This window comes from Fictibacillus fluitans, from assembly GCF_030418125.1.
GTDB classification, from domain to species: Bacteria; Bacillota; Bacilli; order Bacillales; family Fictibacillaceae; genus Fictibacillus_C; species Fictibacillus_C fluitans.
In genome coordinates, this window is record NZ_JAUHTR010000002.1 from 130,713 (window position 1) to 154,854 (window position 24,142).

Annotated in this window: 27 protein-coding genes; 16 read left to right on the forward strand and 11 right to left on the reverse strand. The window is 45.5% G+C overall.

The window, feature by feature from the left end; genetic code table 11:
* Positions 1 to 194: 194 nt before the first annotated feature.
* Genes eutC through QYB97_RS05935 form a run of 3 tightly spaced genes read right to left on the reverse strand, consistent with a single transcriptional unit; the run spans position 195 to position 3,738 of the window.
* Complete coding sequence (gene eutC / locus QYB97_RS05925) at positions 195 to 908, reverse strand: ethanolamine ammonia-lyase subunit EutC (RefSeq protein ID WP_301165056.1); 714 nt, start codon at positions 906 to 908, stop codon at positions 195 to 197.
* A 13-nt stretch (positions 909 to 921) separates the two neighbouring features.
* A complete protein-coding gene (locus tag QYB97_RS05930; RefSeq protein ID WP_301165057.1) occupies positions 922 to 2,292 on the reverse strand; it encodes an ethanolamine ammonia-lyase subunit EutB in 1,371 nt (456 codons plus the stop codon).
* 27 nt (positions 2,293 to 2,319) lie between these two features.
* Complete coding sequence (locus tag QYB97_RS05935) at positions 2,320 to 3,738, reverse strand: ethanolamine ammonia-lyase reactivating factor EutA (protein WP_301165058.1); 1,419 nt, start codon at positions 3,736 to 3,738, stop codon at positions 2,320 to 2,322.
* 358 nt (positions 3,739 to 4,096) lie between these two features.
* Here QYB97_RS05935 and catA point away from each other — a divergent pair, with 358 nt between their 5' ends.
* The gene (gene catA / locus QYB97_RS05940; protein ID WP_301165059.1) at positions 4,097 to 4,744 is read left to right on the forward strand and encodes a type A chloramphenicol O-acetyltransferase; all 648 of its coding nucleotides are present in this window, start codon (positions 4,097 to 4,099) and stop codon (positions 4,742 to 4,744) included.
* Positions 4,745 to 4,997: 253 nt separating this feature from the next.
* Here the strand turns inward: catA and QYB97_RS05945 are convergent, their stop codons facing one another.
* Positions 4,998 to 5,861, reverse strand: a complete 864-nt coding sequence (locus QYB97_RS05945) for an alpha/beta fold hydrolase (RefSeq protein WP_301165060.1) — start codon at positions 5,859 to 5,861, stop codon at positions 4,998 to 5,000.
* Between the two features lie 127 nt (positions 5,862 to 5,988).
* Positions 5,989 to 6,564 carry a hypothetical protein gene (locus QYB97_RS05950; protein ID WP_301165061.1) on the reverse strand — a complete coding sequence of 192 codons (576 nt, stop codon included), beginning with the start codon at positions 6,562 to 6,564 and terminating at the stop codon, positions 5,989 to 5,991.
* A gap of 241 nt (positions 6,565 to 6,805) precedes the next feature.
* Between QYB97_RS05950 and mntA the strand changes: the two genes are divergently transcribed.
* The 9 genes from mntA (at position 6,806) to QYB97_RS05995 (ending at position 15,457) form a co-directional block, all read left to right on the forward strand.
* A complete protein-coding gene (gene mntA / locus QYB97_RS05955; RefSeq protein WP_301165062.1) occupies positions 6,806 to 7,207 on the forward strand; it encodes a type VII toxin-antitoxin system MntA family adenylyltransferase antitoxin in 402 nt (133 codons plus the stop codon).
* Positions 7,197 to 7,604, forward strand: coding sequence for a type VII toxin-antitoxin system HepT family RNase toxin (gene hepT / locus QYB97_RS05960; RefSeq protein WP_301165063.1), 408 nt, complete (start codon positions 7,197 to 7,199; stop codon positions 7,602 to 7,604). Before mntA ends, hepT begins: the two co-directional genes overlap by 11 nt.
* 616 nt (positions 7,605 to 8,220) lie before the next feature.
* Positions 8,221 to 9,231, forward strand: coding sequence for a LacI family DNA-binding transcriptional regulator (locus QYB97_RS05965; RefSeq protein ID WP_301165064.1), 1,011 nt, complete (start codon positions 8,221 to 8,223; stop codon positions 9,229 to 9,231).
* A 124-nt stretch (positions 9,232 to 9,355) separates the two neighbouring features.
* Positions 9,356 to 10,120 (forward strand): sugar phosphate isomerase/epimerase family protein, encoded by a 765-nt coding sequence (locus QYB97_RS05970; RefSeq protein ID WP_301165065.1) that lies wholly within the window; start codon positions 9,356 to 9,358, stop codon positions 10,118 to 10,120.
* A 34-nt stretch (positions 10,121 to 10,154) separates the two neighbouring features.
* Entirely contained in the window at positions 10,155 to 11,450 is a 1,296-nt protein-coding gene (locus QYB97_RS05975; RefSeq protein ID WP_301165066.1) for an extracellular solute-binding protein, read from the forward strand.
* Between the two features lie 69 nt (positions 11,451 to 11,519).
* Entirely contained in the window at positions 11,520 to 12,467 is a 948-nt protein-coding gene (locus tag QYB97_RS05980; protein ID WP_301165067.1) for a carbohydrate ABC transporter permease, read from the forward strand.
* Positions 12,464 to 13,285, forward strand: a complete 822-nt coding sequence (locus tag QYB97_RS05985) for a carbohydrate ABC transporter permease (RefSeq protein WP_301165068.1) — start codon at positions 12,464 to 12,466, stop codon at positions 13,283 to 13,285. Before QYB97_RS05980 ends, QYB97_RS05985 begins: the two co-directional genes overlap by 4 nt.
* A 19-nt stretch (positions 13,286 to 13,304) precedes the next feature.
* Positions 13,305 to 14,405, forward strand: a complete 1,101-nt coding sequence (locus QYB97_RS05990; protein WP_301165069.1) for a Gfo/Idh/MocA family protein — start codon at positions 13,305 to 13,307, stop codon at positions 14,403 to 14,405.
* Positions 14,405 to 15,457, forward strand: a complete 1,053-nt coding sequence (locus tag QYB97_RS05995) for a Gfo/Idh/MocA family protein (RefSeq protein WP_301165070.1) — start codon at positions 14,405 to 14,407, stop codon at positions 15,455 to 15,457. Before QYB97_RS05990 ends, QYB97_RS05995 begins: the two co-directional genes overlap by 1 nt.
* An 86-nt stretch (positions 15,458 to 15,543) precedes the next feature.
* Here QYB97_RS05995 and QYB97_RS06000 read toward each other — a convergent pair whose 3' ends face one another.
* Positions 15,544 to 16,278: an SDR family oxidoreductase gene (locus tag QYB97_RS06000; RefSeq protein ID WP_301165071.1), complete on the reverse strand. Its 735-nt coding sequence runs from the start codon at positions 16,276 to 16,278 to the stop codon at positions 15,544 to 15,546.
* A gap of 181 nt (positions 16,279 to 16,459) precedes the next feature.
* Between QYB97_RS06000 and QYB97_RS06005 the strand changes: the two genes are divergently transcribed.
* Together QYB97_RS06005 and QYB97_RS06010 are read left to right on the forward strand one after the other, a co-directional pair.
* Entirely contained in the window at positions 16,460 to 16,834 is a 375-nt protein-coding gene (locus QYB97_RS06005; protein WP_301165072.1) for a MerR family transcriptional regulator, read from the forward strand.
* Between the two features lie 33 nt (positions 16,835 to 16,867).
* On the forward strand, positions 16,868 to 17,734 hold the full coding sequence (locus QYB97_RS06010) for a PhzF family phenazine biosynthesis protein (protein ID WP_301165073.1): 867 nt from the start codon (positions 16,868 to 16,870) through the stop codon (positions 17,732 to 17,734).
* 23 nt (positions 17,735 to 17,757) lie between these two features.
* Here QYB97_RS06010 and QYB97_RS06015 read toward each other — a convergent pair whose 3' ends face one another.
* Positions 17,758 to 18,261, reverse strand: a complete 504-nt coding sequence (locus QYB97_RS06015; protein WP_301165074.1) for a GNAT family N-acetyltransferase — start codon at positions 18,259 to 18,261, stop codon at positions 17,758 to 17,760.
* Positions 18,262 to 18,466: 205 nt separating this feature from the next.
* On the opposite strand from QYB97_RS06015, the gene QYB97_RS06020 reads away from it, so the two are divergent.
* The 4 genes from QYB97_RS06020 to QYB97_RS06035 all read left to right on the forward strand — a co-directional run bounded on the left by QYB97_RS06020 (position 18,467) and on the right by QYB97_RS06035 (position 20,286).
* Complete coding sequence (locus QYB97_RS06020) at positions 18,467 to 18,832, forward strand: YybH family protein (protein ID WP_301165075.1); 366 nt, start codon at positions 18,467 to 18,469, stop codon at positions 18,830 to 18,832.
* A 155-nt stretch (positions 18,833 to 18,987) separates the two neighbouring features.
* The gene (locus QYB97_RS06025) at positions 18,988 to 19,434 is read left to right on the forward strand and encodes a MarR family winged helix-turn-helix transcriptional regulator (protein ID WP_301165076.1); all 447 of its coding nucleotides are present in this window, start codon (positions 18,988 to 18,990) and stop codon (positions 19,432 to 19,434) included.
* The gene (locus QYB97_RS06030; protein WP_301165077.1) at positions 19,427 to 20,020 is read left to right on the forward strand and encodes a hypothetical protein; all 594 of its coding nucleotides are present in this window, start codon (positions 19,427 to 19,429) and stop codon (positions 20,018 to 20,020) included. Before QYB97_RS06025 ends, QYB97_RS06030 begins: the two co-directional genes overlap by 8 nt.
* Positions 19,972 to 20,286 (forward strand): hypothetical protein, encoded by a 315-nt coding sequence (locus tag QYB97_RS06035; RefSeq protein WP_301165078.1) that lies wholly within the window; start codon positions 19,972 to 19,974, stop codon positions 20,284 to 20,286. Before QYB97_RS06030 ends, QYB97_RS06035 begins: the two co-directional genes overlap by 49 nt.
* Positions 20,287 to 20,342: 56 nt before the next feature.
* Here the strand turns inward: QYB97_RS06035 and QYB97_RS06040 are convergent, their stop codons facing one another.
* The 4 genes from QYB97_RS06040 to QYB97_RS06055 all read right to left on the reverse strand — a co-directional run bounded on the left by QYB97_RS06040 (position 20,343) and on the right by QYB97_RS06055 (position 24,007).
* Positions 20,343 to 20,546 (reverse strand): aspartyl-phosphate phosphatase Spo0E family protein, encoded by a 204-nt coding sequence (locus QYB97_RS06040; protein ID WP_301165079.1) that lies wholly within the window; start codon positions 20,544 to 20,546, stop codon positions 20,343 to 20,345.
* Between the two features lie 93 nt (positions 20,547 to 20,639).
* Positions 20,640 to 21,296: a response regulator transcription factor gene (locus QYB97_RS06045; protein ID WP_301165080.1), complete on the reverse strand. Its 657-nt coding sequence runs from the start codon at positions 21,294 to 21,296 to the stop codon at positions 20,640 to 20,642.
* Complete coding sequence (locus QYB97_RS06050; RefSeq protein WP_301165081.1) at positions 21,293 to 22,456, reverse strand: sensor histidine kinase; 1,164 nt, start codon at positions 22,454 to 22,456, stop codon at positions 21,293 to 21,295. The genes QYB97_RS06045 and QYB97_RS06050 overlap by 4 nt, the downstream gene beginning before the upstream one ends.
* Positions 22,457 to 22,636: 180 nt before the next feature.
* The gene (locus QYB97_RS06055) at positions 22,637 to 24,007 is read right to left on the reverse strand and encodes an alpha/beta hydrolase family protein (protein WP_301165082.1); all 1,371 of its coding nucleotides are present in this window, start codon (positions 24,005 to 24,007) and stop codon (positions 22,637 to 22,639) included.
* Positions 24,008 to 24,142: the final 135 nt, after the last annotated feature.

Sequence of the window (24,142 nt, forward strand, 5' to 3'; positions counted from 1 at the left end):
TGATTGAAGTGGAAGGTGCGAGACTCCAGCAGGAGATGCGGGACAGGTGAGACCAAGTAGGTGCTTGCGCTGGTAAAGAAGGCGATTGCGCCTGATGGGCTCAGCCCCGCCCTGCGAAAGTAGGCGCTCGCGCCGGTAAAAGCGAGCGACCTGGAACGGAAAGCAACCACTTCCCAAAAGCAACAAAGTAAAACTTAAACAATAAGGTGTACACCGCTCGTCTTCTGCTGAAGCATCTTGTCAATCAAGGTTCCGATATGAGCGGCGGCTTCAATCGGAGGAGTGCCCCGCTTATGGATATTGGAGATGACCATTCGATCCGATTCCTTTTTGCCCTTGCCCGGCTGGTAGCACATATAGGCACTCATTGATTCGGCGCTCATCAGTCCCGGCCGTTCCCCGATCAAGAGCACAAGAGCTTTTGGCTTCAGAATTTCTCCAATTTGATCCATGCAGGCAACCCGCCCGCCTTTAACAAAAAAGGAGGTACCGATCTGAAGATTGTAGGATTCGAGGGAATCAATCAGTGCTGGATACACATCGCCCAGGTTCTCTTCAATGGCTTTCGCGCTTAACCCGTCGGATACAACGACCTGTACATCGGGTGTCTGCAGGCAGTTTTTCTGGAGGAGGGTTTTCGCTTCATCAGCCAGTAACCTTCCGTGGTCGGGTCGTTTTAAATAGTGTTCCATGGATTCCACTTGAGTGGTAACGGAGAAAAGGCTGAATTCAGAAAGGATACTCTCAGGCACGGTGCCGTATACCGAATCGACGGCAGCGGCGTGATCGGTCCGGAACTGAAGCACATCCCTGGTTAAGGGCCTTGTTCCTGTCCGTCCGACACCGATGCGGGCAGGGGTGAATTGTTTGAGCGTTTCAAGCGGATCTTTTTTTGAATTTGCCAACATGATAAGCCACTCCTTACGTTAAATTCAGAAAAATCGTCGGATCGCCGGCCTTGGAAGTAAACCGGCCGTTTTGCGTGATGCCTTGTTCTTCAAGCCATTGTGCAAAGAGGGGAGCAGGGGTCTGGCCCAGAACCTGACGGACGGTGGCGATATCGTGATAGCTCAGGGACTGGTAATTCAGCATACAGTCATCGGCCATCGGTACGCCGATCATGAAATTTACTCCCGCAGTTCCGAGCAGCATACTCAGGTTGTCCATGTCATTTTGGTCGGCGTCCATATGATTGGTGTAGCAGACGTCAACGCCCATCGGCAGGCCGTGCATTTTTCCCATAAAATGATCTTCCAATCCCGCCCTGAGAACCTGTTTGCTGTTATACAAATACTCTGGTCCGATGAAACCGACCACGGTGTTTACGATGAATGGCTTATAATGGCGGGCGAGTCCGTAGCACCGTGCTTCAAGTGTCAACTGGTCAATGCCAAAGTGAGCTTCAGAAGAGAGTTCGGAACCCTGTCCGGTTTCAAAATACCAGCGGTTTGGCCCGGCTGCTGTTCCTTTTTCGTGAATTAAAGCGGTCGCTTCATCCAGCATGGAGAGGGAAATGCCGAACGAGTCGTTGCCGGCTTCGGTACCGGCCAGGCTTTGAAAGATCAAATCGGCAGGCGCGCCTTTTTCGATTGCCCTCATCTGGCTGGTCACATGCGACAGCACACAGTTTTGTGTGGGGATCGACCATTCATTGATTATATTTTTCGTTTCATGCAAAAGGGCATAAATGTTGTCTGTCGTGTCGATGACAGGATTGATTCCGATGACGGCGTCACCAATCCCGTAGCTCAACGCTTCATATAAAGAGGCTCTCATGCCTTTAATGTTATCGGAGGGGTGATTGGGCTGGGCTCTGGAAGCGAGTACTCCTTTTTGCCCAATCGTCGTCTGGCACGTGGTTTGCACCTCGATTTTGGAAGCAGCCTGAATCAAATCCAGATTGGACATGATTTTGGCCACTGCCGCAATCATTTCACTGCTCAACCCCTGGCTGAGTGTTAACAGATCATCGCTGGCGTGCTGGTCGGACAGGATATATTCCCTCAGTTCGGCGACGGTCCAGTTTTTAATAATTTCGTAGACGGCAGGATCCAACTGGTTTTCAATGAGTGCGGACACATTGTCTTCATCGGGACTGAGCAGCGGGTAATTCCGGATTTCTGAAAGTGTGAGATCAGCCAGCACCTGCTTGGCGGCCATCCGTTCTTTCATGGAGCTAGCGCTGATTCCAGCCAGTTCGTCCCCGGAACGTTCTTCATTTGCTTTGGCCATGATTTCCTTCAGACTATGAAATGCAAAGGTTTCTCCTAATAAGGTCGTCGTTTTATCCATGGTCATTCTCCTTGAAAGTGGTTTGGATTATGATGAAAAAGCCAGTGTTTTCACCGAAACAGAAATGGCTTCTCCTGCGACTGGCAATCCTAAATCGATATAGTCTCCATGTGTAAAATCAATCTGATCCAGACAAATGATATCTAGTGTCTTGCTCTGTTTGGCCAAAGCCTGTCCCAATGCTTTAGCGATATCCTGCTCACAGAGGACAACAAGGCATTTCGCATCCTTAAAACAAGCGGTAAATTCAGCAAGTATTGCTTTTGTCAGCTGCTGAAGCATTTTATAGCTGCAGTACGGAAAGTGAGATAACGCCAGAGCAACCGGAGGATCATCCTCGCTAAATAGGGTGGACGCCTGCTGTAATGCCTGTTGAAGCCGTTCTTGGAACCGTTCAGGCATCCATTCTTCTTCCTGCTGCACGGGTATATTCACAATCGGGACGTTTTTTAGCGGAAGCCGGTCAGACCGGATGTACACGGTTGATCCGCTAACCTCCGTATTTTGCATGCCGGCACCAATGACCGTTGCTCGTGCCGTTTCAGGAGCCGGTGACACACCCCATGCTTGGAAATGCCAGGCGAGAAGCGGTCCGACATCTCCATGTACGGTCACTTCCTCCAGCGTTTCCGGCTTTTTCTCCTTCATCATCGCGCCAACACCGCCAGAAACAAGAAGAGTATCGGGCTGAATGTCGGATCTCGTATGAGGAGATACGAGCAGGGAGGAGGCTTTGCTGATTCCTTTAACGTAGTTGATCGTTTCTTCCGCCATGTGCTGGCAGATGGCAGAGAGCTGTTCGAAGGTTGCTTTTCCCCCTTTTTTTAATAGAACGGAAATACTATCTAAAAATTCAGTTAAATAGGAAGAGACGTAGGTCACTTGGCCGTTCTTATCCAGACGGATCAGTCTTCCTCCCACATGAAGGGTGAACGTTTCAATGACTTTTCCGTCCTGGCATAAGGCAATGTTGGCCGTGCCGCCGCCTACATCGATATTTGCGATGGTTTGATCGGTTTGAGTGGAGCGTTCAATGACTCCGGATCCCTTGGCCGCCAGGACGCCCTCCAAATCGGCTCCTGCCGTTGCGACCACGAAGTTCCCCGCATGCTCCGCCAAATAATGAACGATTTTCTCAGCATTTTGCTTGCGGGCACTTTCGCCTGTAATAATGACCGCTCCCGCATGAACTTGGTCCAGGGTAACCCTGGCTTGCTTGTACTCCTTCTGAAGTAACTGAGTTAATTGCTCCACATCAATTTCAACCTCGTTTACCATAGGGGTGGTATAGATGGAACTGGCATACGTTACCCGGCGGTCGATGATTTGACAGCCTGGCAGCGTGAACTGATCCTGTGATTGGGAAATCAACAGCTCACTGGCAATCAGCTTGGTCGTGCTTGTTCCAATATCTAATCCTATGCTCGTTATCCATTGCCGGGTCATATCACCAATTATTCAGCTCCTTTTCAATATGTTGACTATCATAGTACACATTTTTGACCGCTTTCACTAAGTGCGTAAGATAATCTAACAACCTTTCAAATGGAAAAGGTCACAAGAGGCGGGAATTTTGTAAGATTTATAGTAGTGTAACCGCTTTCTAGCAGTCTAACATGAATTAATGAAGAAACGATACAGGCAGTAAAGCCTATATCGGATTGGTATGATACTCCCAGACTTACTCTGTTAAAAGGTATCCTGCGATTCTTGTTGAAGTGTAGAGGCAGAGGTGAGAGAAATGGTCAAAGCAGATAAGTTCGCCTCCTAAAATCGCAGAACTATATTTTAGGAGGCGAATCAAATGACATTTCATAGAATTGATCGGGAAAACTGGGACCGGGCTCCCTATTACGAACACTATTTAAGCCAAAAGTGCAGCTACAGCGTCACAGTGAATATCGATATTACGAAGCTGATAGAACGGCTTCAGGCTAAGGTCTTTAAGTTTTACCCTGCTTTTATCTACATGGTCACTAAGGTAGTGAATGAACATATTGAATTTCGAACGTGCTTTAACGACGGGGTGTTGGGCTATTGGGATCATATGCTGCCAAGCTATACCATTTTCCACAACGAAAACAAGACCTTCTCCAGTATATGGACAGAGTTTTCCAGGGATTATCCTGTATTTCATCATAACTATAATGAAGATCTGAAGAGATATGCTGATGTACCGGGCTTTTTCACAAAGAGTAATGAACCTGATAACACCTTTCCTATTTCCATGGTACCGTGGGTCAGTTTTACAGGATTCAACCTCAATATTAATGAAGACAACAACTATCTATTGCCCATCATTACAGGCGGAAAGTATTTCAAACAGGACGGTAAAACACTTTTCCCATTAGCCATACAAATGCATCATGCGGTATGTGATGGCTATCATGTGAGTTTGTTTATCAATGAGGTTCAGGAGTTGGCTGATCGCTGTGAGGAATGGATGTTTTGAATATGGTTTAGGGGTAAAAGAGGCCCGTGAAGGTTGGGGTTTTTTTGTATATATGCCAAAAGGAGCTTTGCTAGGAGCTTTGCTAAAAAGCTCCTTTTTATGCTTCTCCAATTCCAAATGAGAGTATTAAAAGATAACTGATCCGTTCAAAACAATTCCAAGCAAAATGCTAACCCACGACTTGGACAAAATGGCGAAAACGATTCCGGTTAAAGATATTGACGATCAGGGGAGAATGGAGATGCTGATACATTTACCCCTCATTCCGAAAAAAGCGAAAAAGCTCTTCATACGTTTCATCTGGCGCTTCTTCAGCAAGATAGTGCCCGCAGTCAATTTCCCTGCCCTCGACATGGCCCGCCCAGTCCTTCCAAACATCAAGGACGTTATACCAACGTGGGAGCATTCCTTTTTTGCCCCAGAGCACGAGAGTAGGGCATTGGATTTTTTTATTTCCACGGTCTGCTTCATCCAGCTCATAATCAAACGAGACTCCCGCCCTGTAATCCTCGCACATCGCATGGATGGTTCCAGGCTCTTTGATCCACCGCATATAATCCTCAAGTGCTTCTGGGTCAAAAAGATCTTTTTTTCCGTTGAAGTAAAAGTGATCCGGGTTTTCACCAATCATTTTTTCAGGAAGGTCGTAAGCCTGGGCGAGAAAGAACCAATGAAAATAGCCCATGCCAAAGTCCATCGTTGTCCTGCGGAAAGCTTCACCGGTTGGTACGATGTCGAGGACGGCCAGCCTTGTCACCTTTTCCGGTTTGTCAAGGGCTAAACGGTAGGCGACCCTGCCGCCCCGGTCGTGGCCCGCTACGGCGAATTCGTTGTAGCCAAGCTGATCCATGAGCGATATCATATCCTTTGCCATGGCCCGCTTGGAATAGGGATAGTGGTTCTCATCCGTCTGTGGCTTAGAGCTTCCGCCGTACCCTCTTAAATCAGGAGCGATCACCGTAAAATGTTTAGCCAAAAGGGGTGCGATTTTATGCCACATGACATGGGTCTGGGGGTGTCCGTGAAGCAGCAGCAGCGGTGGTCCTTCTCCGCCAATGCGGACACGCAGGGTAGCTTCACCGGTTTGTATTTGTTTTAACGTGAAATGTTCAAACAATGCATTCTCCTCCTTTCCTTCCTATTTCCCTGTTGAAATACAGGGGTAAACAGACTTCTTAAGGACTTGGAGATGGGTAGGCAGCGGAAGACTGTTGCCCTCCTTTTAAACGCTCGTTTAAGTAGTATTACTCGCTATTCCCATCAGGAATAACGTTTCCTTTTGCATCATAAACGGTCAACTTTACCGGCAATTTCACGCTATCCTTCTGGAAAGTCGCATACCACACCCAAAGGTTATCCCGTATGTAAAAACGGTTGGGCTGCACATTGCCTTCACTGTTAATGACGATGGTCTTTGCCTCATCCTCGGAAAATCCGTATATGATAGACGAATTCTTTTGAACCTTATTTTTCGCCTGCCAGATAATCGGGCCTCTGTCGCCGCGTTCCTCGTTAAATTCCTGGAAATTCAGCATCGGAAAAATGAACTTCTTAAATTTTGTGAACTCATTATTGGTCAGTGCAGGAGTGATTCCTGTACTGCTTTCAGCAAAAACCAGATAGGAATCTGCATCGAATAAACGGATACCTTTGCAGTCACCATCCTGATCCGCTACTTTTTGGCAGACCTGCTCTTCAAGGGAGGTGGCAGGAATGTCGGGGGGAGCTGGACTGGCGGGACTAGATGGCCGTGATACAAAAAAATAAATGACCACAATGATTCCTAAACAGAGTACCGCTAATATCCATTTTTTACTCATTTCCGTTGTCCTCCGTTTTCATCTTCATAATTAATTTCCTTTTCCGTAAATGATTTCCTTTTCGTTAAATCGTATGTTGGCAGTGGTGTGGTTATTAGCAAGAAGACTTATGGCAATAGATAATATATGAAACGATGATAGTTTATTAGCGTGATATACTGTAGATAATTTTATAATGTATAAAGGAAAAAGAGACAGTTATTCAGAAATTTATAGTAAATGAATGTAGGAGGTGGAGCACTTGAACAAAAGAGAAGAACAGATTATCCGTTTTTTAGCCGCTGAGCTGGAACCTTACTTAATTGTTCTGTTCGGTTCCACCATAAAAGGGAATGAGAATCAAGACAGCGATGTTGATATCGGCTACTTAAGTGATAAAGAAATAGATCATTATGAGAGATTTATGAAAAGCCAGGAGTTGGCGTCTATATTAAACAAAGAAGTAGATCTAGTTGATTTAAAAAAAGCGTCTACGGTTTTTCAGGCTCAAATAGTCGGGACAGGCAAAGTTATTTTTTGCGCCGATGACAAACGTAGGATGGAGTTTGAGATGATGACATTGAAGATGTACGCAAAGCTGAATGAAGAACGTGAAATCATCATGAAGGATATTGAGAAGAGAGGATCAATCTATGAAGAATGACGTGATTGTTAACAAAATTAGTGTCATAGAACGGTGCTTAAAGAGGATCAATGAAGAATATGATAACGATTCAAGTAATTTAAACAACTTTACTAAACAAGACTCTATTATTCTTAACATTCAACGTGCCTGTGAAGCAGCGATTGATCTGGGGGTGCATGTAGTGGCAGAAAAAAGGCTCGGAATTCCACAAACGAGCAGAGAGACATTTGATCTGTTAGAAAAGAACGGCATAATTACATCTGAACTTGCCGCAGGACTTAAGGCTATGGTTGGATTTCGAAACATTGCCGTTCATGACTATCAAGAGGTGAACTTAGCTATTGTTCAAACCATTATCGAGAAGCATTTATCCGATTTTAAGAAATTTACGAAACAAATTTTAATGTGTGAATAGAGTGGTAACCAATTAATTGTGAATACGTTGATAGGTTAAGTGATGAAAGTAAAAAAATAAGCCTAAGGAAAGGGAGAAGAGTATTCTAAACCGTTTTAATAGAAGGAATACACTTATTTTGAAATGTGGCACCCTGCCACCAATTAATCCGTTTATTTCCTGCGTAAATTGGGGATAACATAAGTAACCCTTTTACTTGCTTGCCCCCCATGACAAGCAAGACCCCCTAGTGAGCCTGAGGGATGACAGACCTTCAGGCTTCTTTTTTATGTAAATGAAAGTATAAATATAAAATTACGCCTAAATAACCGATTGAAGGGGCTAGCTCTCTACAACCGATATACAAGCCAGTTTCAGAACTTTTCTGGCCAAAATTGGATACTTACTGGCCGATTTACGATTTTTACTGGCCAGTTTTGAAAATTTACTGTCCAACTCCCTATTATGTCAACTGTCACACATACCCTGTTTGCCCCTGAGGCACAACAGGTTATTTTTTTATTCAACAAATTCCTTAAATTTGTCTTGCAATTCTGACAATAAAAGCTATACTAAATGTAACCGATTACATTTTACATCCAGTAGAAATCAATCCAGTAGTATAGGGGATACACCAATGGTGAAGATGAGTGACGTAGCAGAGAAGGCAAATGTTTCAAAAGCAACAGTTTCAAGGGTTTTACGGAATCCTGAAACGGTGAAAAAGACGACTCGTGATAAGGTGATGGCGATCATTGAGCAGATGAATTATCAGCCGAATATTTTGGCCCGGCAATTCAGGCGCAGTGAGACCAACACGATCCTTGTGGTCATTCCGAACATCCTGAATACGGTGTTTTCCCATATTCTTGGCGGCATTGAGCATGAAGCCGGGAAGAATGGATACCGGGTCCTGCTCGCCAACACGAATAAGCAGGTGGAAAAGGAGTATGAATTTCTCGACCATCTGAAGCAGCGCCAGGTGGATGGCATGATTCTGCTTTCTGCCCGGATGGACAAAGGAATTTTAGCTGAAGTCATGAAACAGTATCCTGTCGTTCTCACTGCCGACTATCTTGAAGGGATCCCCATTCCAACGGTTACGATTGATAATGTAAGCAGCGGCCGGACGGCAACCGAGCACCTTATCAAGCTTGGGCATTCACGGATTGCGCATATCAGTGGCCCGCTTCATCTGCTGGTGAGTAGGGACCGCCTGAAAGGATACCGCCAGGCGCTCTTGCAAAATAACCTGGACGTCGACAACATCCTGATTCAGGAGGGAGATTTTTCCCATGAGTCGGGGTACAACCAGATGACCAAGCTGCTGGCCCTCGAACATCCGCCCACTGCGGTATTTGCGGCCAACGATGAAATGGCAACAGGTGTCATTAAAGCAGCGAAGGACCACGGCCTGTCTGTTCCGGAAGATCTTGCGGTGGTCGGATTTGATAACGTTAAGCTTTCCGCCATCTATGATCCTGGCATTACGACCATTGCCCAGCCGATGTTTAAAATGGGCAACAAAGCGATGGAGCTGTTGCTTCAGCAGATCAACGGAGATGACAGCAACAAGACACAATATGTGCTGCAAAATGAACTGGTCATCAGAGAGTCTTGCGGAGCTAAGCAAAAAAATCATGGTTAGTCATGTAATGGGTTACATTTTTACAGAGTTAAGAACCCTTTATTTTTAAGGGTTTAGCAACAACAAAAATGAAACCGATTACATTTATTAAATAAGCTTTATATATAAAAAAGGAGAGTTGTTTATGTCCAATCGCATACCCGTTGCGCTCCAGATGTACACGCTGCGCAATGAAACAGAGAAAGATTTTGTTGGAACACTTAAAAAAGTAGCTGAAATCGGCTATGAAGGCGTAGAGTTTGCCGGATATGGCGGGCTGGAGGCTGCTGAATTAAAGAAGGTGCTTGATGATCTGGGGCTGAAAGCTGCATCCAGCCATGTGCCTCTTACCACATTGGAATCCGAACTGAGCTCTGTCATTGAGTATCAGCAGGCGATTGGCAATAAGCATATTGTCTGTCCTTTCCTGCCTCCGGAGCGAAGAAGTGAACAGGATTACCGTGATCTTGTATCTATTCTAAATAATGTTGGTGAAGCCTGTTCCAAGGAAGGCCTGTCCTTCGCGTACCACAACCATGATTTTGAGCTTCAGCCGCTGTCTGACGGACGAAGGCCGCTTGATCTGCTGCTTGAGGAAACGAATCATGACTGGGTTAAGGCAGAGTTTGATGTGTACTGGCTGACCAAAGCGGGAGAGGACCCTGTGAAGTGGCTTGAAAAGTATCAGGGGCGCACACCGCTCGTTCATTTGAAAGACATGACTACAGACAGTGAGAAGTTCTTTGCCGAGCTTGGCACCGGCGGCGTAGATCTTTCGGGAATTTTAAATAAAGGAGAAGCCTCCCAGGTGGACTGGTGGGTCGTTGAACAAGACCAAAGCCGCCGCTCACCGCTTGAAAGCATCGAAATCAGTTTTAAATACCTCACCAAGAACTACATAACGGCTTAAACCTATTTAAAAACCAGGAAAAGAGGGGATTGCTGTGAAAAGAGTAGTGTTGATGTTAAGTCTAGTGGCAGCACTTTTGTTATCAGCATGTGGGTTAAATGGCGGTGGATCGAAGGAATCATCTGTCGATGGTTCAGGTTCCAAGGGGAAGAAGACGCTGGAATTCTGGCAGATTGATCCGGGCGAAAAAGAGAAAGTGTATAAGGAAGCAGTGGCACGCTTTGAGAAAAAGCATCCAGATGTAAACGTGAAATTCCTTACGATTCCAAATGACGCATATAAGCAAAAGCTTTCTGTTGCGATGTCCGGAAACCGTGCGCCTGACGTGTTTGTCAGTTGGGGCGGCGGCTGGCTCAAGAACTTTGTGGATCAGGACAAGGTGCTTGATATTACAGCTGATACCGACAAAGATCATTTCAACAAACTGGCGCTCGACAATTCAACGTATGACAACAAAGTATATGGATTGCCGCTTGGTTTATCCATCGATGTGATCTTTTACAACAAAGAGATTTTTAAGAAATACGGGTTAACCCCTCCGAAAACCTATGATGAGTGGCTAAAAGTCATTGATACTCTGAACAAAAATGATATTATTCCTCTTTCGTTGGCCAACAAGACCAAATGGCCGGGCGCTTATTACTTTATGAACTTTGCCAGCCGTATCGGCGGACCGGAATTGTTTGACAGCGCGTTCCACCGTACAGGCAAAACCTTTGATGATCCTGCCTATGTGAAGGCAGGCGAAAAGATTCAGGAATTGGTGAAGAAGAAAGCCTTTAACTCGGGCTTTAACGGTATCCCGTATGATGAGGGTCAAAGTCGTCAGCTTATGTATTCCGGCAAGGCGGCCATGATGGACATGACGATTTCATTCGTAAACAACATGAATGAAGAAGCACCTGATTTTGCAAGCAAGCTTGATTTCTTCCTCTTCCCGACAGTAGAAGGAGGAAAGGGTGATCAAACCAATCTTGGTGCAGCGGCAAGCCCGGTATGGTCTGTAGCAAAAAACAGTAAAAACCAGAAGCTTGCGACTGAGCTTGCGAATGAGCTGGCCAGTACAGAAACCGCTAAAGCCTATGTGGAGCGTACAGGCTCATTAACGTCAGTAAATGGCGTGGTTCCAAAAGATCAAATGGGCAAACGCTTCTACAAAGCTGTAAGTAACGCGACACATCTTCAAATGCCTTACGACCAAACACTTCCTCCAGAGCTTGCGGAGCTTCACAAAGACACGACACAAGCGGTGTTCGGTCTTGATATGACACCGCAGGAAGCAGCCAAAAAGATGGAGCAAAAAGCAAAGCAAGATCTGAAGAAGGAATAAATGATGGAGGATTAAAGGGGCGATGAGCCCCTTTGATTCTTTCCTTCATAAATCGTGAGGAGGGATGACGTGGAAACGCAATTAAAAGGAGTACGTACGGCCACACCCGCGGCGCAGACAAAAACACGTCCAAAGAAGAAATCGCTGAATAAATTCATTACGATCAGCTTGTTTTTGGCCCCGGCTATCATTGTTTATATCCTTTATGTGCTGTACCCCATCTTCTCGACGCTGCTCTACAGCTTTTACAAGTGGGACGGGGTGGGCGCCGGTGAGTTTGTCGGGCTGCAGAACTATATTAACCTGCTGAGTGACAACGTGTTTTGGACATCGCTTACGAATAATACATGGGTCATTCTGACATCGATCTTTGTCCAGATTCCGCTCGGACTGATCATGGCGCTCATGCTTCTGGCACCGATCCGGGGCATCCGGTTGTTCAGCGGCATTTACTTTTTCCCCTTCCTGATCTCCACTGTAGCGGTCGGTTTATTGTGGGTACTGATGCTGGATCCGTTGAACGGAATCATCAACCAGATCGTGAGTGTGTTCGGCTTTGAAAATGTGGAATGGCTGAGCCAGAGCCGTACGGCCATGTTTGCGGTACTGCTCGTCATCGTCTGGCAGTTTTCCCCGTTTTACATGATTCTCTTTAAGGCGGCGATCGTCGGTATTCCGGAAGAGCTGTATGAAGCGGCGGAAATCGATGGGGCGAGCGCGTTCACGAAATTTTTCCGTATCACACTGCCGCTCTTGATGCCCACGATTGTAAGTTCATCCATCCTTGCCATTGTCGGGTCACTGAAGGCGTTTGATATTTTCTACGTTATGACCGGCGGCGGGCCGAACCATGGTACGGAGCTGCTGGGAACGTACATGTTCAAGCAGGCGTTCGTGAACTTCAACATGGGCTATGCCAGCGCCATCGCGTTTGTCATGTTCTTCCTGGCCATGATTGTGACCATCATCATTCAGGCGCTTGATTATTACCGGAAAAAGAAAGGAGCCTATGTATGAATGTAGCGATTAAAAAGGTCCCTTTGTATGTGATTGCCCTGATTCTGCTTGTGTTTACAGGCTATCCTTTTCTTTACATGATTTCCACCAGCTTAAAAAGCCGGACGGAGTTCTTTGAAAAGCCATATTCCCTTTTTTCATCCTTTACCCTTGAAAACTTCAAAAGTGTCTTCGAAATGGGATTGTCCCGTTATTTTATCAACAGTATCCTTGTGTCGGTCATCGCGGTGTTCGCTGTTATGCTGATTGCTGCGCTTGCCAGCTATCCGCTGAGCCGGATGAAGTTCAAGCTGAACCGGGTGGTTTTCCTGCTGTTCATCGCGGGCATGATGCTTCCGATTCATGCGACCCTCATCCCGGTTTTCAAGCTGTCTCAAACCATGGGTTTGTATGACACGATTTGGGCGCTGCTCGGTCCATACATCGCGTTCAGTTTGCCGATTTCCATCTTTATTTTAACGCAGTTCATGCAGGAGATTCCCGCGTCACTGGAGGAAGCGGCGAAGATTGACGGCTGTAACCACTTCGGCATTTTCTGGCGTGTCATTCTGCCGATGCTGACTCCGGCGCTAATGACGGTTTTAATCTATAACTTTATTCATCTATGGAATGAATTTATCTTTGCGCTTGTTCTTATTTCAAGTCCCGAAAACATGACACTGCCGCTCGGCCTGCAGGATTTTAAAGGCGAATTCTCCGTTAACATCCCGGGCTTGATGGCCGCTCTGACACTGGCCAGCTTGCCGATCCTCGTGGTCTATATTTTCTCACAGGAAAAAGTGGTTAAAGGGCTTGCCGGCGGAGCAGTAAAAGAGTAATAGACAGGAGAGAGATACCATGAAAAAAATCAACATTGGACTGATTGGCTGTGGTGTCATCAGTGATATTTATTTAAAAAACTGCAGCAGTTTCGAGCATCTGGATATCGTGGCTGTATCCGATCTGGATCAGAAGCGGGCAGAAGAGAAGGCCCGGGAGTACAACATCCCGTCTGTCCTAACGGTGGATGAACTGATTCACTCTGAAGACATTGATATTGTGCTGAACCTTACGCCTCCGGGCGGCCATTACGCGCTTTGCCTGCAGGCGCTGAATGCCGGCAAGCATGTGTACGTGGAAAAACCGCTTTCGGTTTCCGTTCCAGAAGCCCAGGAGCTGATTGATACGGCAAAAGAAAAGGGACTGTTGATCGGTGCCGCGCCGGATACGTTCCTTGGAGCGGGATTGCAAACATGCCGCTCTTTGATTGAGAACGGAGCCATCGGCCAGCCGGTAGCTGCGACGGCTTTCATGATGTCACGCGGACCGGAGCAATGGCATCCGAGCCCGGCATTCTTTTACCAGGCTGGGGGCGGACCGATGTATGATATGGGGCCTTACTACCTCACCGCCTTTATTTCCCTGCTTGGACCGGTCAAGCGCGTGACCGCTTCTGCCGGCATGCCGTTTTTGGAGCGTACGATCATGTCAGGTGAGGATGCGGGCAAGAAAATTCCTGTTCATACACCGACTCACATTTCAGGTAATGTGGAGTTTGAAAGCGGAGCGGTCGGCACCATCATTACGAGCTTTGACGTACAGGCGAGCCGCCTTCCTTTTATCGAGATTTACGGAACGGAAGGAACAATCTCCGTACCGGATCCAAATACATTCGGCGGTCCTGTCGTGTTCAAGCAAAAAGGATCGAACGAATGGGTGGAGCAGGAGCTTGTGTCAGACACAGTGGAAAACTCAAGAGGTATCGGAATTGCCGATATGGCAGCCGCCATTTTGGAAAACCGGCCGCACCGCGCGTCAGGCGATCAGGCATTTCATGTGCTGGAGATCATGCACGGATTCCATGAGGCAGCATCACTTGGCAAGCATTATGACATGACGAGCACCTACAACCGACCTGCAGGTGTAAATGAAACATTAGTATCAGGAGGGAACCAATAATGACTACATTGCGAGTTGGAGTCATCGGCTGCGGCAGTATTGCTAGAAAGCGTCACCTGCTGGAATATGAAGCGAATGAAAATGTGGAAATTGCAGCGGTATGCGACCTTCTTCCGGAACGGGTGCAGGAAACCGCCGAGCAGTATGGTGCTGCCAGTTATACGGATTATGAAGAGTTGTTGAAAAATCCCGATATCGATGCAGTTAGCGTATGTCTGCCAAACTATCTGCACGCGCCTGTAACGATTGCCGCATTGAACGCCGGCAAGCACGTCCTTTGCGAGAAGCCGATGGCTACATCCAAGGAAGAAGCAGAAGCGATGAACAAAGCGGCAGAGGAAAATGGCAAAACACTGATGATCGCTCACAACCAGCGCTTTGTGGCTTCCCATCAAAAGGCGAAGCAGCTGATCGACAGCGGCGAGCTTGGCAAAATCTACAGCTTCCGCACCACGTTCGGCCATCCGGGACCGGAGCAGTGGAGCATCGACGGCCGCAACAGCTGGTTCTTTGACAAAGAAAAAGCCTTTATCGGCGCGATGGGTGACCTTGGCGTACATAAAACCGATCTCATGCGTTATCTCCTCGGTGAGATTACCGAAGTCGGCTCGTTCATCGATACGAGTGCGAAGGAAAACACCGAAGTCGACGACAATGCGGTCTGCATTTTAAAAACCGAAAAAGGTGTCATAGGTACCCTGGCCGCCAGCTGGTCCTACGTCTCCAGCGGCGACAACTCAACCGTCATTTACGGCGAAAAAGGAATTCTCCGTCTGGAAGATGATCCGAACTATTCACTGGTCGCTCAATACAAAACAGGTGAAACCGTCAACTACGAGCTGGAGAGAATCCAGTCCAACGAAAAGGGCGGACAGACCCAGTCTCATGTCATCGACCATTTCACGGACTGCGTCCTGAATGGGAAAGCCCCGCTCATTACTGGCGAAGAAGGCATGAAGTCTCTGGATGTCATCCTCGCTGCGATCGAATCGAACGAGAGCAAGCAGATTGTGAAGGTTGGGGTGAGTGAGGGGAAAGCTGTTACGAATTAATAGAATGTGAGAATACAAGCCTGCTATCTATTAAAAGAATAGATGGCAGGCTTACTTGTTTTTTATAGAATTAAGAAAGGGGAATCTTATGCCTGGGCAGTTGGACGGACAATCATCTCATTGACATCAATATCTGCTGGCTGTTCAATCGCAAACGCTATCGCCCGTGCGATGGCTTCAGGAGGCATTGCGATTTTTTGGAGCTCTTTGAGTCTGTCTTTCGCCGTCGGATTTGTTATAGATTCCGCGCCGCTTGTCAGTGTCATGCCAGGAGAAATAATCGTGACCCGCAGCTTGTCACCTGCCTCTTGCCGCAACCCCTCTGAGAGGGCACGAACAGCATACTTTGTAGCGGAATAGACGGATTGACTGGGTACGGTTTTATGTCCTGCTGTTGATGCAATATTGATAAAATGGCCGGTGCCCTGCTTGCGGAAGACAGGCAGTGCTGCTGCTATGCCATACAGAACCCCTTTAATATTGACATCGATCATTTTCTCCCAGTCTTCGACCCGCAGATCATCAAGGGGAGAAATAGGCATAACACCAGCATTATTTATGATGACATCCACTTTGCCATAAGATTCAACAGCACATTTGACCAATCTTTCTACATCGCTGCGAATTGTCACATCCGTCACCTGATAAATGGCTGATCCGCCAGTGGATGTAATGGCAGTGACTAATTCTTTAAGCTGTCCTTTTCTTCGTGCACCAACCACCACTTTCGCGCCTCGTTCCGCCAATAAAGCTGCGGTGGTTCTTCCCATACCGCTGCTTCCGCCTGTAATAACAACAACCTTGTCTTTAATGTTTACCATGATAATTCCTCCTGCTCTATAAATATTGAGTTCTATTCAAGGATATCTTGTTATAGTAACTGCAAGGCAAGTTTAAATTGTCTATCCGAAAAAGCACGGTCAAATAAGGGTTTTCAGGTTTATCCTTTTCTTTTTATTGCACTTAGCTTATTGTTACTATAACTAGAAAGGGGGAAGTTAGATGTCCTATTCAATCAAATATATTGAGGAACATGTAAATGTGACGGCAAATACGCTTAGATATTACGAAAAGGAAGGACTATTAAAAAACATTTCCCGTGATTCCAAAGGACACAGAGTATACAGCGATGAAAATATTAGGAATTTGTCTTTCATCCGCACGTTAAGATCGACTGGTATGCCTATTTCCGAGATAAAGCGATACCTTGAATTATATGAATTGGGTGATGAGACTCTATCGCAAAGAAAGGAAATAATGATGCAGCATAAAGCAAAGGTTCAAAATAAAATTAACGAGGATTTAAAGCATTTGGAGGTCATAAGTTATAAAGCCGCTATGTACAGCATTAAAGATAATGAGGCCAACCAGATATAGATCATAAATGAACCGAGTAGGGAGGGAAACAATTTGTCATACGAAGTCATACAAACAACCGTATTTTCTTTAGAAGAAGGTGGAGGAAATCCTTGTCCTGTGGTATTAGATGCAGACGAACTGACAACAGAGGAAATGCAAAGGATGACAAAGAAATTTGCACATGAAACAGCCTTTGTGCTGAAACCCACTCGTTCGGATTGTGATGTGAAGTTCCGTTTCTTTGTTCCGCTTCATGAGATGGAAATGTGCATCCATGCAACGATAGGAAGCACCACCGTTCTTGTTAAACGGGGATTGATCAAACATTCGCCGATTACGTTGGAGACCCTGCTCGGGCCTGTAAATGTGGAGTGGGAAGTAAAAGGTTCGGACATCGCCGTTACGGTGGAACAATTCACCCCAAAATTTATGGAGGAAAATCCTTCGGTACAAGAAGTATGTAAAGCTCTGCGTATTGAAAAGGAAGAGATCGGGGATTTTCCTGTTCAATCCGTTTCTGCGTCTCGTTATAAGTTAATCGTTCCGTTAAAAAGCGTTGAAACACTTAATCGTCTTGCGCCTGATTATGAAGCCCTTTGGAAGTTATGTGATGAATATAATACGACCGGCTTTTATCCTTTTGCGATTGACCAAAAATCGGAGCAAAGTGTACAGGCGCGCCAATTTCCCAAAAGAGCGGGGTATAACGAGGATCCGGCGACGGGTGTGGCTGCCTGTGCATTAGGTGCCTATTTAACCAAGCATAACGTATTATCGCCTTTAACGGATGGTTGGAACAGTTACATAATAATCCAGGGAATTGCTATGGGGCGGCCGAGTATTATTGTTTCTGAAACCATGAGCAAAGAAAACAAAGTGATCCGCACCCGAATTAAAGGAAGCGCACTAGAGTTATAGTGCGCCGGGTGTCAGATATCCTGTTATAGCGTATATTGAAACGCCTTTACCACAATTCCATCGTCAAGCGGAGAAAAGTCCAGCTGCGGTAAACGCTTGAAGCCCATCCCCTCATAAAGCTTAACCGCGCTTTGCATAAAATCTGCTGTATGTAAACCAACAGCAGGATAACCTTTGGCTTTGGTTCTTGCAAGGCATTCTTCAACGAGCGCTTTTCCAATCCCCTGTTTCCGAAAAGAAGGCTCGACCACAAGCATTCTTATTTCCGGTAATGTTGAAATATCAGTCAATCCGCCATAAGCATCGCTCTCCGGCGGGAAGACTACGATACTCCCGGCAACCTCCCCGTTCCATTCTGCTACCAAATATTCCGCTTCCTGCTCCATGCTGACATCGGCAGAAATCGCCTTTATTAATACCTCTAAATGCGCTGCAGGTACATCTTTTTCATACTGTGAATAGGCTTTGATCCTTTGCTCCTGAAGGAACTCAAATTCAGATTCCTTCGCTGTTCGAACGACTAACATGTAGAACCCTCCTGAACTAATGGTACATACATCTTACAATAGTTTTCACAGGTAATTATATGAATTTGTTTACGAGGATTTTTCAAATAATTTCGATATTCATTCAGAGAAGGATACGCTATAATATTTTGCGAAAGTGATAGGAAAATAGACCTATTAAAATAAACCCGTTTTCTGGTGGCTTACAAAACAGGAGGAGTCTGCAATGAATCATTCTGAAATACTGGAACATTATATTGATGCTACAAATACGCATGATTTTAAAAATGTGAAGAAGTTGCTGCACCCGCACGCTGTGTACTGGTTTTCAGGGAAAAACTGTACAACCAGTGAGGAAATTCAGCGTTATTTTGAATCCGCATGGAACACTGTGAAAGAGGAAGTGTATTGGGCATCAAACGTTCAATGGCTTGCTGTCGATCAACACGCGGCTACTTGCATCTATACGTATAACTATGAGGGCTATGCAGAAGGCAAATTCGTTCAAGGCAGCGGCAGAGCGACCAATGTGTTTGTTAGAGAAGAAGAGGGCGAGTGGAAGTTGATTCATGAGCATTTGAGTCATTTTTAGAATGAACCTGACGAAACCTCCGGGATGCCCGGCAGTTTCTTTTTTTTGCCCGGTGAGATCTCAAATGATTTTATGGAAAACATTACAATTGACGCTTTTAAAATTTTAATTTAACTTAATAGTTAAGATAACTTAACAGTTTAAGGAGTGAAAATGTGAATTCTAAAGAACGATTGCTGCAGGCGAAACGGAAATCAGAAGAAATTTCAGCTGTCTTTTTAAAGGAATATCAGGAATTAATGGAGGAGTATGAGCTGACATCCAAACAATTGAATCTCCTTCAGTTCATTCAGCGAAATAAACAGACAACCATGAATGATATTGCCCGATTTTTAAATGCATCTGCGAGTGCAGCCAGCCAGGCGATTCGAAAGTTGGAGGGAGAGGGCTATTTGATGCGGGAAGTGAATGTTTCTAACCGCAGAGAAACGTTTGTCTCTCTTGGTGAAAAGGGAAGGACCCTGCTTTCAGACACGGAAAAAGCGGATGTAAGGATTATCGAAAAGTATTACATGCAGCTGCCTGAAAAGGAAATCGAGGCTTACTGCTGTTTTGTAGAACAAATGCACCGTCTGGTAAACGGAGTTGAAGAAAGTGAATGATGTGATCATTTTGGGCCAAAAAAAGTACAAAGAAAACGTGATAGCCGAAAAGGTTAAGGTCGCAGGACACGGATGCTTTCTGAAGGGGCTTCAAGCGGCTAATGCGTATGTATCCGGTGTGTTCACAGTCGGGGGCAAAACAAGCATCAATCATCTTAAAAACAGAGGTCACTTTAAATCGAGGGAACTCGAAGCCTTTACTGTAGACTCCAAAGGTTTTATGAAAATAGATGGGCATGCAGCAGTAAACGAACAATTTTTCTCCAAGGGGGTTTTAACCATTGGTGGCATGCTGTGTGCGAGGAACATTTCCATAAAAAGTGGAGCACTTAGCAAAAGGGGCTGGGGAAGACGCTCGAAATGTTATCAGGTAAAGGGAGACACCATTGAAATGGAAGCTGTTGCTGCGGATTCGGTGGAAGGAAATGTGGTGAGGATCGGAGCCCGGTGCGTGGTTGGGGAATTGCGATATGGAGAACATTGTGAGGTACATCCAACATCCATTGTCAAAAAAGTAACGAAAGCAGGTGGGAACCCATGGCTGAACCTCAACAACGTACGCCATTATGGAAAAAGAGTGGAGTAACCGCGGCCAGGTCAGTTACCTTGCTGTTTGCCATTCCGGTATTAACCGTTCTGTCTCTAGGATTGGCAATCTGTTCTGCAGTAGTGCTGGCCGGAGGGCTATTGAAAACGTTCGGATGGAAAGAACTGCACATGGAAATGCTTCCTGGTATGCATCTGCCCTATTGGCTCGATCTACCGGTTTCCCTCATTTTTTGCGCTCTCTTTTTAGTACTGTCTTTATGGTCCCGTAAAAAGCTGAAATTCTTTTTGCAATGCACAAAATAAGCCGGAAACTTCTGCTGATTTGCACGGCAGAAGTTTTTTTATGAGGATTCACCGGTTTAGCGTTTCTCAACAACGGAAAGATAATGTGCGGTTAATTGATTTAACAGTTCATCAAGCTCGGTGCTTGTCTTGATGGTCTTCTCACTTCTGAATCCTTCAAGCATCCCGGTTTCAATCATCATTTCTCTTTTCTTTTCGAGTTCTTTCCATAAGGTCTGGCATTCGAGGCAACTATGACAATGAGGAGGTTCAATTTTCATGGTATGTACCCAACTCCAGTGTTTTTACATAAAAATAACTGTAAAAAATCACTAATCATAGAAACTTAAGTCACCATTAAGTAACAAAGTGTGCTATATCAGGTTTTCCTTGCTGGCTTTCTGGATGGCCTCGATGCGGTTTGCCACGTCGAGCTTCGCGTACAGCTTGGATACGTAGTTTTTTACCGTTCCCACGGATAGATATAATTTATCCGAAATGTCCTGATTGGTCAGGCCGTTGGCGAGACACTCGAGAATTTCTTTTTCTCTTTTGCTGAGACGATATTTTTCCTGTCTTTCTTCTGCCTGGCTGATGGATTGGTTTTGCACATGCTCCTTAAAGAGCAGCTTGGCAAGGTCCTGAGTGATCAACGTTCCGACCCGGTGAACCAACTTGATTCCGGCAACAAGGTCTTTCGTGTCGATGGCTTTCAGCAGGTAGCCATCAGCTCCTGCTTGAAGGGCATTAATGACGTACTCCATCTCTTGGAAGGTCGTCAAAATGATGACCCTGCTCTGTATTCCTTTTTCCTTAATCCTGAGGGTTGCGTCAATTCCATTCATAATCGGCATATTTATATCCATCAAAACGACATCAGGCTGTGTTTCAGTAATTAAATCGATCGCGGCTTTTCCGTTTTCGGCGGTGCCCGCAATTTGGATTCCATCTTCTGCTTCTAACACGATGGCCAGGCTTGAACGGATCAATTCCTGATCATCTACAATCATAACGCTAATGTCTTTGCTCATTGTAAATCCTCCAAATGAACGGAACACTCGATCGTGGTTCCTTTTGTGGTATGGGCTGAAATCGTTAACCTTCCCCTTAATGCTTCAATTCTTTCTTTCATGGAGGTTAATCCGAACCCCATTTCTTTGATTTCCAGTCCAACTCCATTGTCCCGGATTTTCAAAATTAAAGAAAGATCTGTTCGCAGGAGTTCAACATGAATGGAGGAGGCTCGCCCGTGGCGGATCGCGTTCGTCAATCCTTCCTGCAAAAAGCGGAGATAAACAATTTTCTTTTGGTTGGAAATCGAGAAGTCCCCCGTCTTAACGCCCAAATGGACATCGACACCTGTTTGTTCCTGAAACTGATGAATGGTGCTTTCCAGTAATTTTTCCAAGGGCTGGTTGAGCTCGGAGATCGCCATGGCATGAACGATCTTTCTAAAGTCCAGCAGCCCTTCCTTATTATATTTAATCAAGCTCTCCAATCGTTCTTTGGCCATTTCCGGTTTGCGTTCTATCAGGGAATAGATGGCTTCCATGCCCATAATGGAAGCGGTCATGGAATGGCCTACAATATCATGAAGGTCTTTGGAAATACGGTTTCTCTCTTCTAATATCGTTAACTTTTCGATTTGCTGAACGTAGTTTTCAAGCTCCTTGTTTCTTTGCTCCACAATGGCAATGAATCGGGATAATTGCATCTTCTGATTGAGGAACACTCCGAAGACACTGCCGAACACACTGAAAAGAAGCAAATTTAACACCGATCCGAAAAACCGCTCGAACGGATACTGCATAAAGAAAATTAAAAATAATAGGATCGCTATAAAGAAAATTCCGGTTATCAGGTACTTCCTGTGCCTCATGGCAACGTAGCTCACCACGAGTATGGGGATACTGAGATAGGCAATCGATTCCGGATGGATAAGCAGCAGATAGAGCGTCAGTCCTCCGCTCATGAGCATTTCAGAAATGATATAGCCTGCCGGCCGAATATTATTTGGAATGTAAAACAGCTGCGGAAGAGCAAAAGCTAATAATGACCATGAAAAAATAAGATCGACATGCTTTAGGTAGGGTTCCTCAAAGGAATTGGTCATCGCAATGATAAAGCTGACAAAACGTAAGCAGACCACAAACCAATCAATCCAAACCCAGTCTTTTCTTGTTCTGTTCATAGAACCCTCCTTTTCAAAGGCTCGTTTTTAAGTATGTCCCAAAGTGCTGTATCTCCATTAATATGACTGGGTAATACCAGGTAATTTTATTGTACAAGACAATGATTGGTTCAGTCTACCTGGGTATAAAGTTCTATAAGTTACTACATAAAAAAAGACTCTGGCAATGTACGCCAACGTCTATTTCTTAAAGTTTGTATCTAAAAATGCCACCATGCTGCTGCGGACCTTTTCGTGGAGAGCCTCAGGAGAGGGACCCAATACAGGTGAATAAAGGTATATGTCACTGAAGCTTAAATGTTTGGCATCCTTTATTACCATGTGATCAGTGTTCTTTTGCAGAGCATGTTCTTCCCGTTTTTTGATTTCATGGGCGTAGTGTTTAAATTGTTCTTTTGACATGTTCATATCATTCAGCTGTTTTTGGGGAGGCATATCGATATCTTTTTCATGATCAATTGGCTTGGTCGTCACGTAAAGAAATGGTTTGGTCAGCTTGTTGTTTTGAAGTTGGCTTCCAAAAAAGGTGCCGTCCAGGTTTGCCCCAATTTTTATTCGTGAATCTTTCATAAGGGAATCCGCTGCATTCGCGCCTCCGAATGAGTGGCCGGCCACAGCAATTCGTGTAAGATCAAGTTTTTCCTTCAATGGAGTTTGGATGGTTCCGGCCTGAACCTTCTCCAGCTGATCTAAAATAAAGGACGTGTCACGAGACCAAATATTATCAATAATTTTGTCCCAGGCATTCAATTGGACGGGGGAAGGAGTTTTCACAAGGGAAGCAGCCCGTCCATCCCCGAGTGTCGTGATCAAAGAATGATACGTATGTTCCATGGCAACGACAACATAACCATGACTCGCCATTTCTTCGGCCAGATACGTGTAATTAAATCGGGAAGCAGGAAAGCCGTGCGAGAAAAGAACGACAGGAAATTGTCCTGAAGCCGGCTTCGCTTTTAATTCCGAATAGGTGCTCACATTTTCTAAATAAGAAAAAAGGAAGGTTGGGATGTTATATTTTCTTTGCATTTCACCGCCGGCAGCGTTCAGTCCGAAGATATAGGGAGCCTTCCTGACAACGCCTTGATTCTGATTGGCAGGATACCAGATCTGCACAGGAAGCTCTCTCGCTTTCCCTTTTCGTTCGCCGAGTGTTTCAGTTCGGCTCTTGTCACTCCAATACTTTACAACCGTGCCCACCTCATATTTTCCCGCGGCCTTATCCCAGGACACCATGGGAACAAGAAGGGGAGGGAGCCAAAGAAGAATCACCCAAAGAACCATACCGGCTATAAAAAATACTCTTGCCGTTTTACCTGGCTTTTTTTCTCTGTTTTTATTTAAAGGCAGCGATCCCCATGCCAAAAAGAAACATAATACATAAGCGGGAATCATCTGCCACCGGAAAGATTCCACGGCGATCTGCACGAAGGCCAGCAGAACGGCTCCATAAGAAAGGTACGTCAATCCCCGGCCTCTTCCCCTCGATAAAATAACAAAAATGACGAGCAGACTGGCAGCCGCCAGCAAGACTCCCTCCATAATCTTCATACCGTAGTCTCCTTTTATATAGTAAATTTGCATACCCCCTAACACTATCGTTCCAGTTCGGCGCTCTTAGTAGCATCAGATAACATAGGGCATATTTATCTTATAAAGTTTTAGTCATCATTCGATAGTGAAGTT

Bases quoted from the DNA above. Each gene is read 5' to 3' on its own strand.
- eutC (WP_301165056.1), bottom strand. From the start codon at position 908: ATGTTGGCAAATTCAAAAAAAGATCCGCTTGAAACGCTCAAACAATTC.
- QYB97_RS05930 (WP_301165057.1), bottom strand. From the start codon at position 2,292: ATGGATAAAACGACGACCTTATTAGGAGAAACCTTTGCATTTCATAGT.
- QYB97_RS05935 (WP_301165058.1), bottom strand. From the start codon at position 3,738: ATGACCCGGCAATGGATAACGAGCATAGGATTAGATATTGGAACAAGC.
- catA (WP_301165059.1), top strand. From the start codon at position 4,097: ATGACATTTCATAGAATTGATCGGGAAAACTGGGACCGGGCTCCCTAT.
- QYB97_RS05950 (WP_301165061.1), bottom strand. From the start codon at position 6,564: ATGAGTAAAAAATGGATATTAGCGGTACTCTGTTTAGGAATCATTGTG.
- hepT (WP_301165063.1), top strand. From the start codon at position 7,197: ATGAAGAATGACGTGATTGTTAACAAAATTAGTGTCATAGAACGGTGC.
- QYB97_RS05965 (WP_301165064.1), top strand. From the start codon at position 8,221: ATGGTGAAGATGAGTGACGTAGCAGAGAAGGCAAATGTTTCAAAAGCA.
- QYB97_RS05970 (WP_301165065.1), top strand. From the start codon at position 9,356: ATGTCCAATCGCATACCCGTTGCGCTCCAGATGTACACGCTGCGCAAT.
- QYB97_RS05985 (WP_301165068.1), top strand. From the start codon at position 12,464: ATGAATGTAGCGATTAAAAAGGTCCCTTTGTATGTGATTGCCCTGATT.
- QYB97_RS05990 (WP_301165069.1), top strand. From the start codon at position 13,305: ATGAAAAAAATCAACATTGGACTGATTGGCTGTGGTGTCATCAGTGAT.
- QYB97_RS05995 (WP_301165070.1), top strand. From the start codon at position 14,405: ATGACTACATTGCGAGTTGGAGTCATCGGCTGCGGCAGTATTGCTAGA.
- QYB97_RS06000 (WP_301165071.1), bottom strand. From the start codon at position 16,278: ATGGTAAACATTAAAGACAAGGTTGTTGTTATTACAGGCGGAAGCAGC.
- QYB97_RS06005 (WP_301165072.1), top strand. From the start codon at position 16,460: ATGTCCTATTCAATCAAATATATTGAGGAACATGTAAATGTGACGGCA.
- QYB97_RS06015 (WP_301165074.1), bottom strand. From the start codon at position 18,261: ATGTTAGTCGTTCGAACAGCGAAGGAATCTGAATTTGAGTTCCTTCAG.
- QYB97_RS06020 (WP_301165075.1), top strand. From the start codon at position 18,467: ATGAATCATTCTGAAATACTGGAACATTATATTGATGCTACAAATACG.
- QYB97_RS06035 (WP_301165078.1), top strand. From the start codon at position 19,972: ATGGCTGAACCTCAACAACGTACGCCATTATGGAAAAAGAGTGGAGTA.
- QYB97_RS06040 (WP_301165079.1), bottom strand. From the start codon at position 20,546: ATGAAAATTGAACCTCCTCATTGTCATAGTTGCCTCGAATGCCAGACC.
- QYB97_RS06045 (WP_301165080.1), bottom strand. From the start codon at position 21,296: ATGAGCAAAGACATTAGCGTTATGATTGTAGATGATCAGGAATTGATC.
- QYB97_RS06050 (WP_301165081.1), bottom strand. From the start codon at position 22,456: ATGAACAGAACAAGAAAAGACTGGGTTTGGATTGATTGGTTTGTGGTC.
- QYB97_RS06055 (WP_301165082.1), bottom strand. From the start codon at position 24,007: ATGAAGATTATGGAGGGAGTCTTGCTGGCGGCTGCCAGTCTGCTCGTC.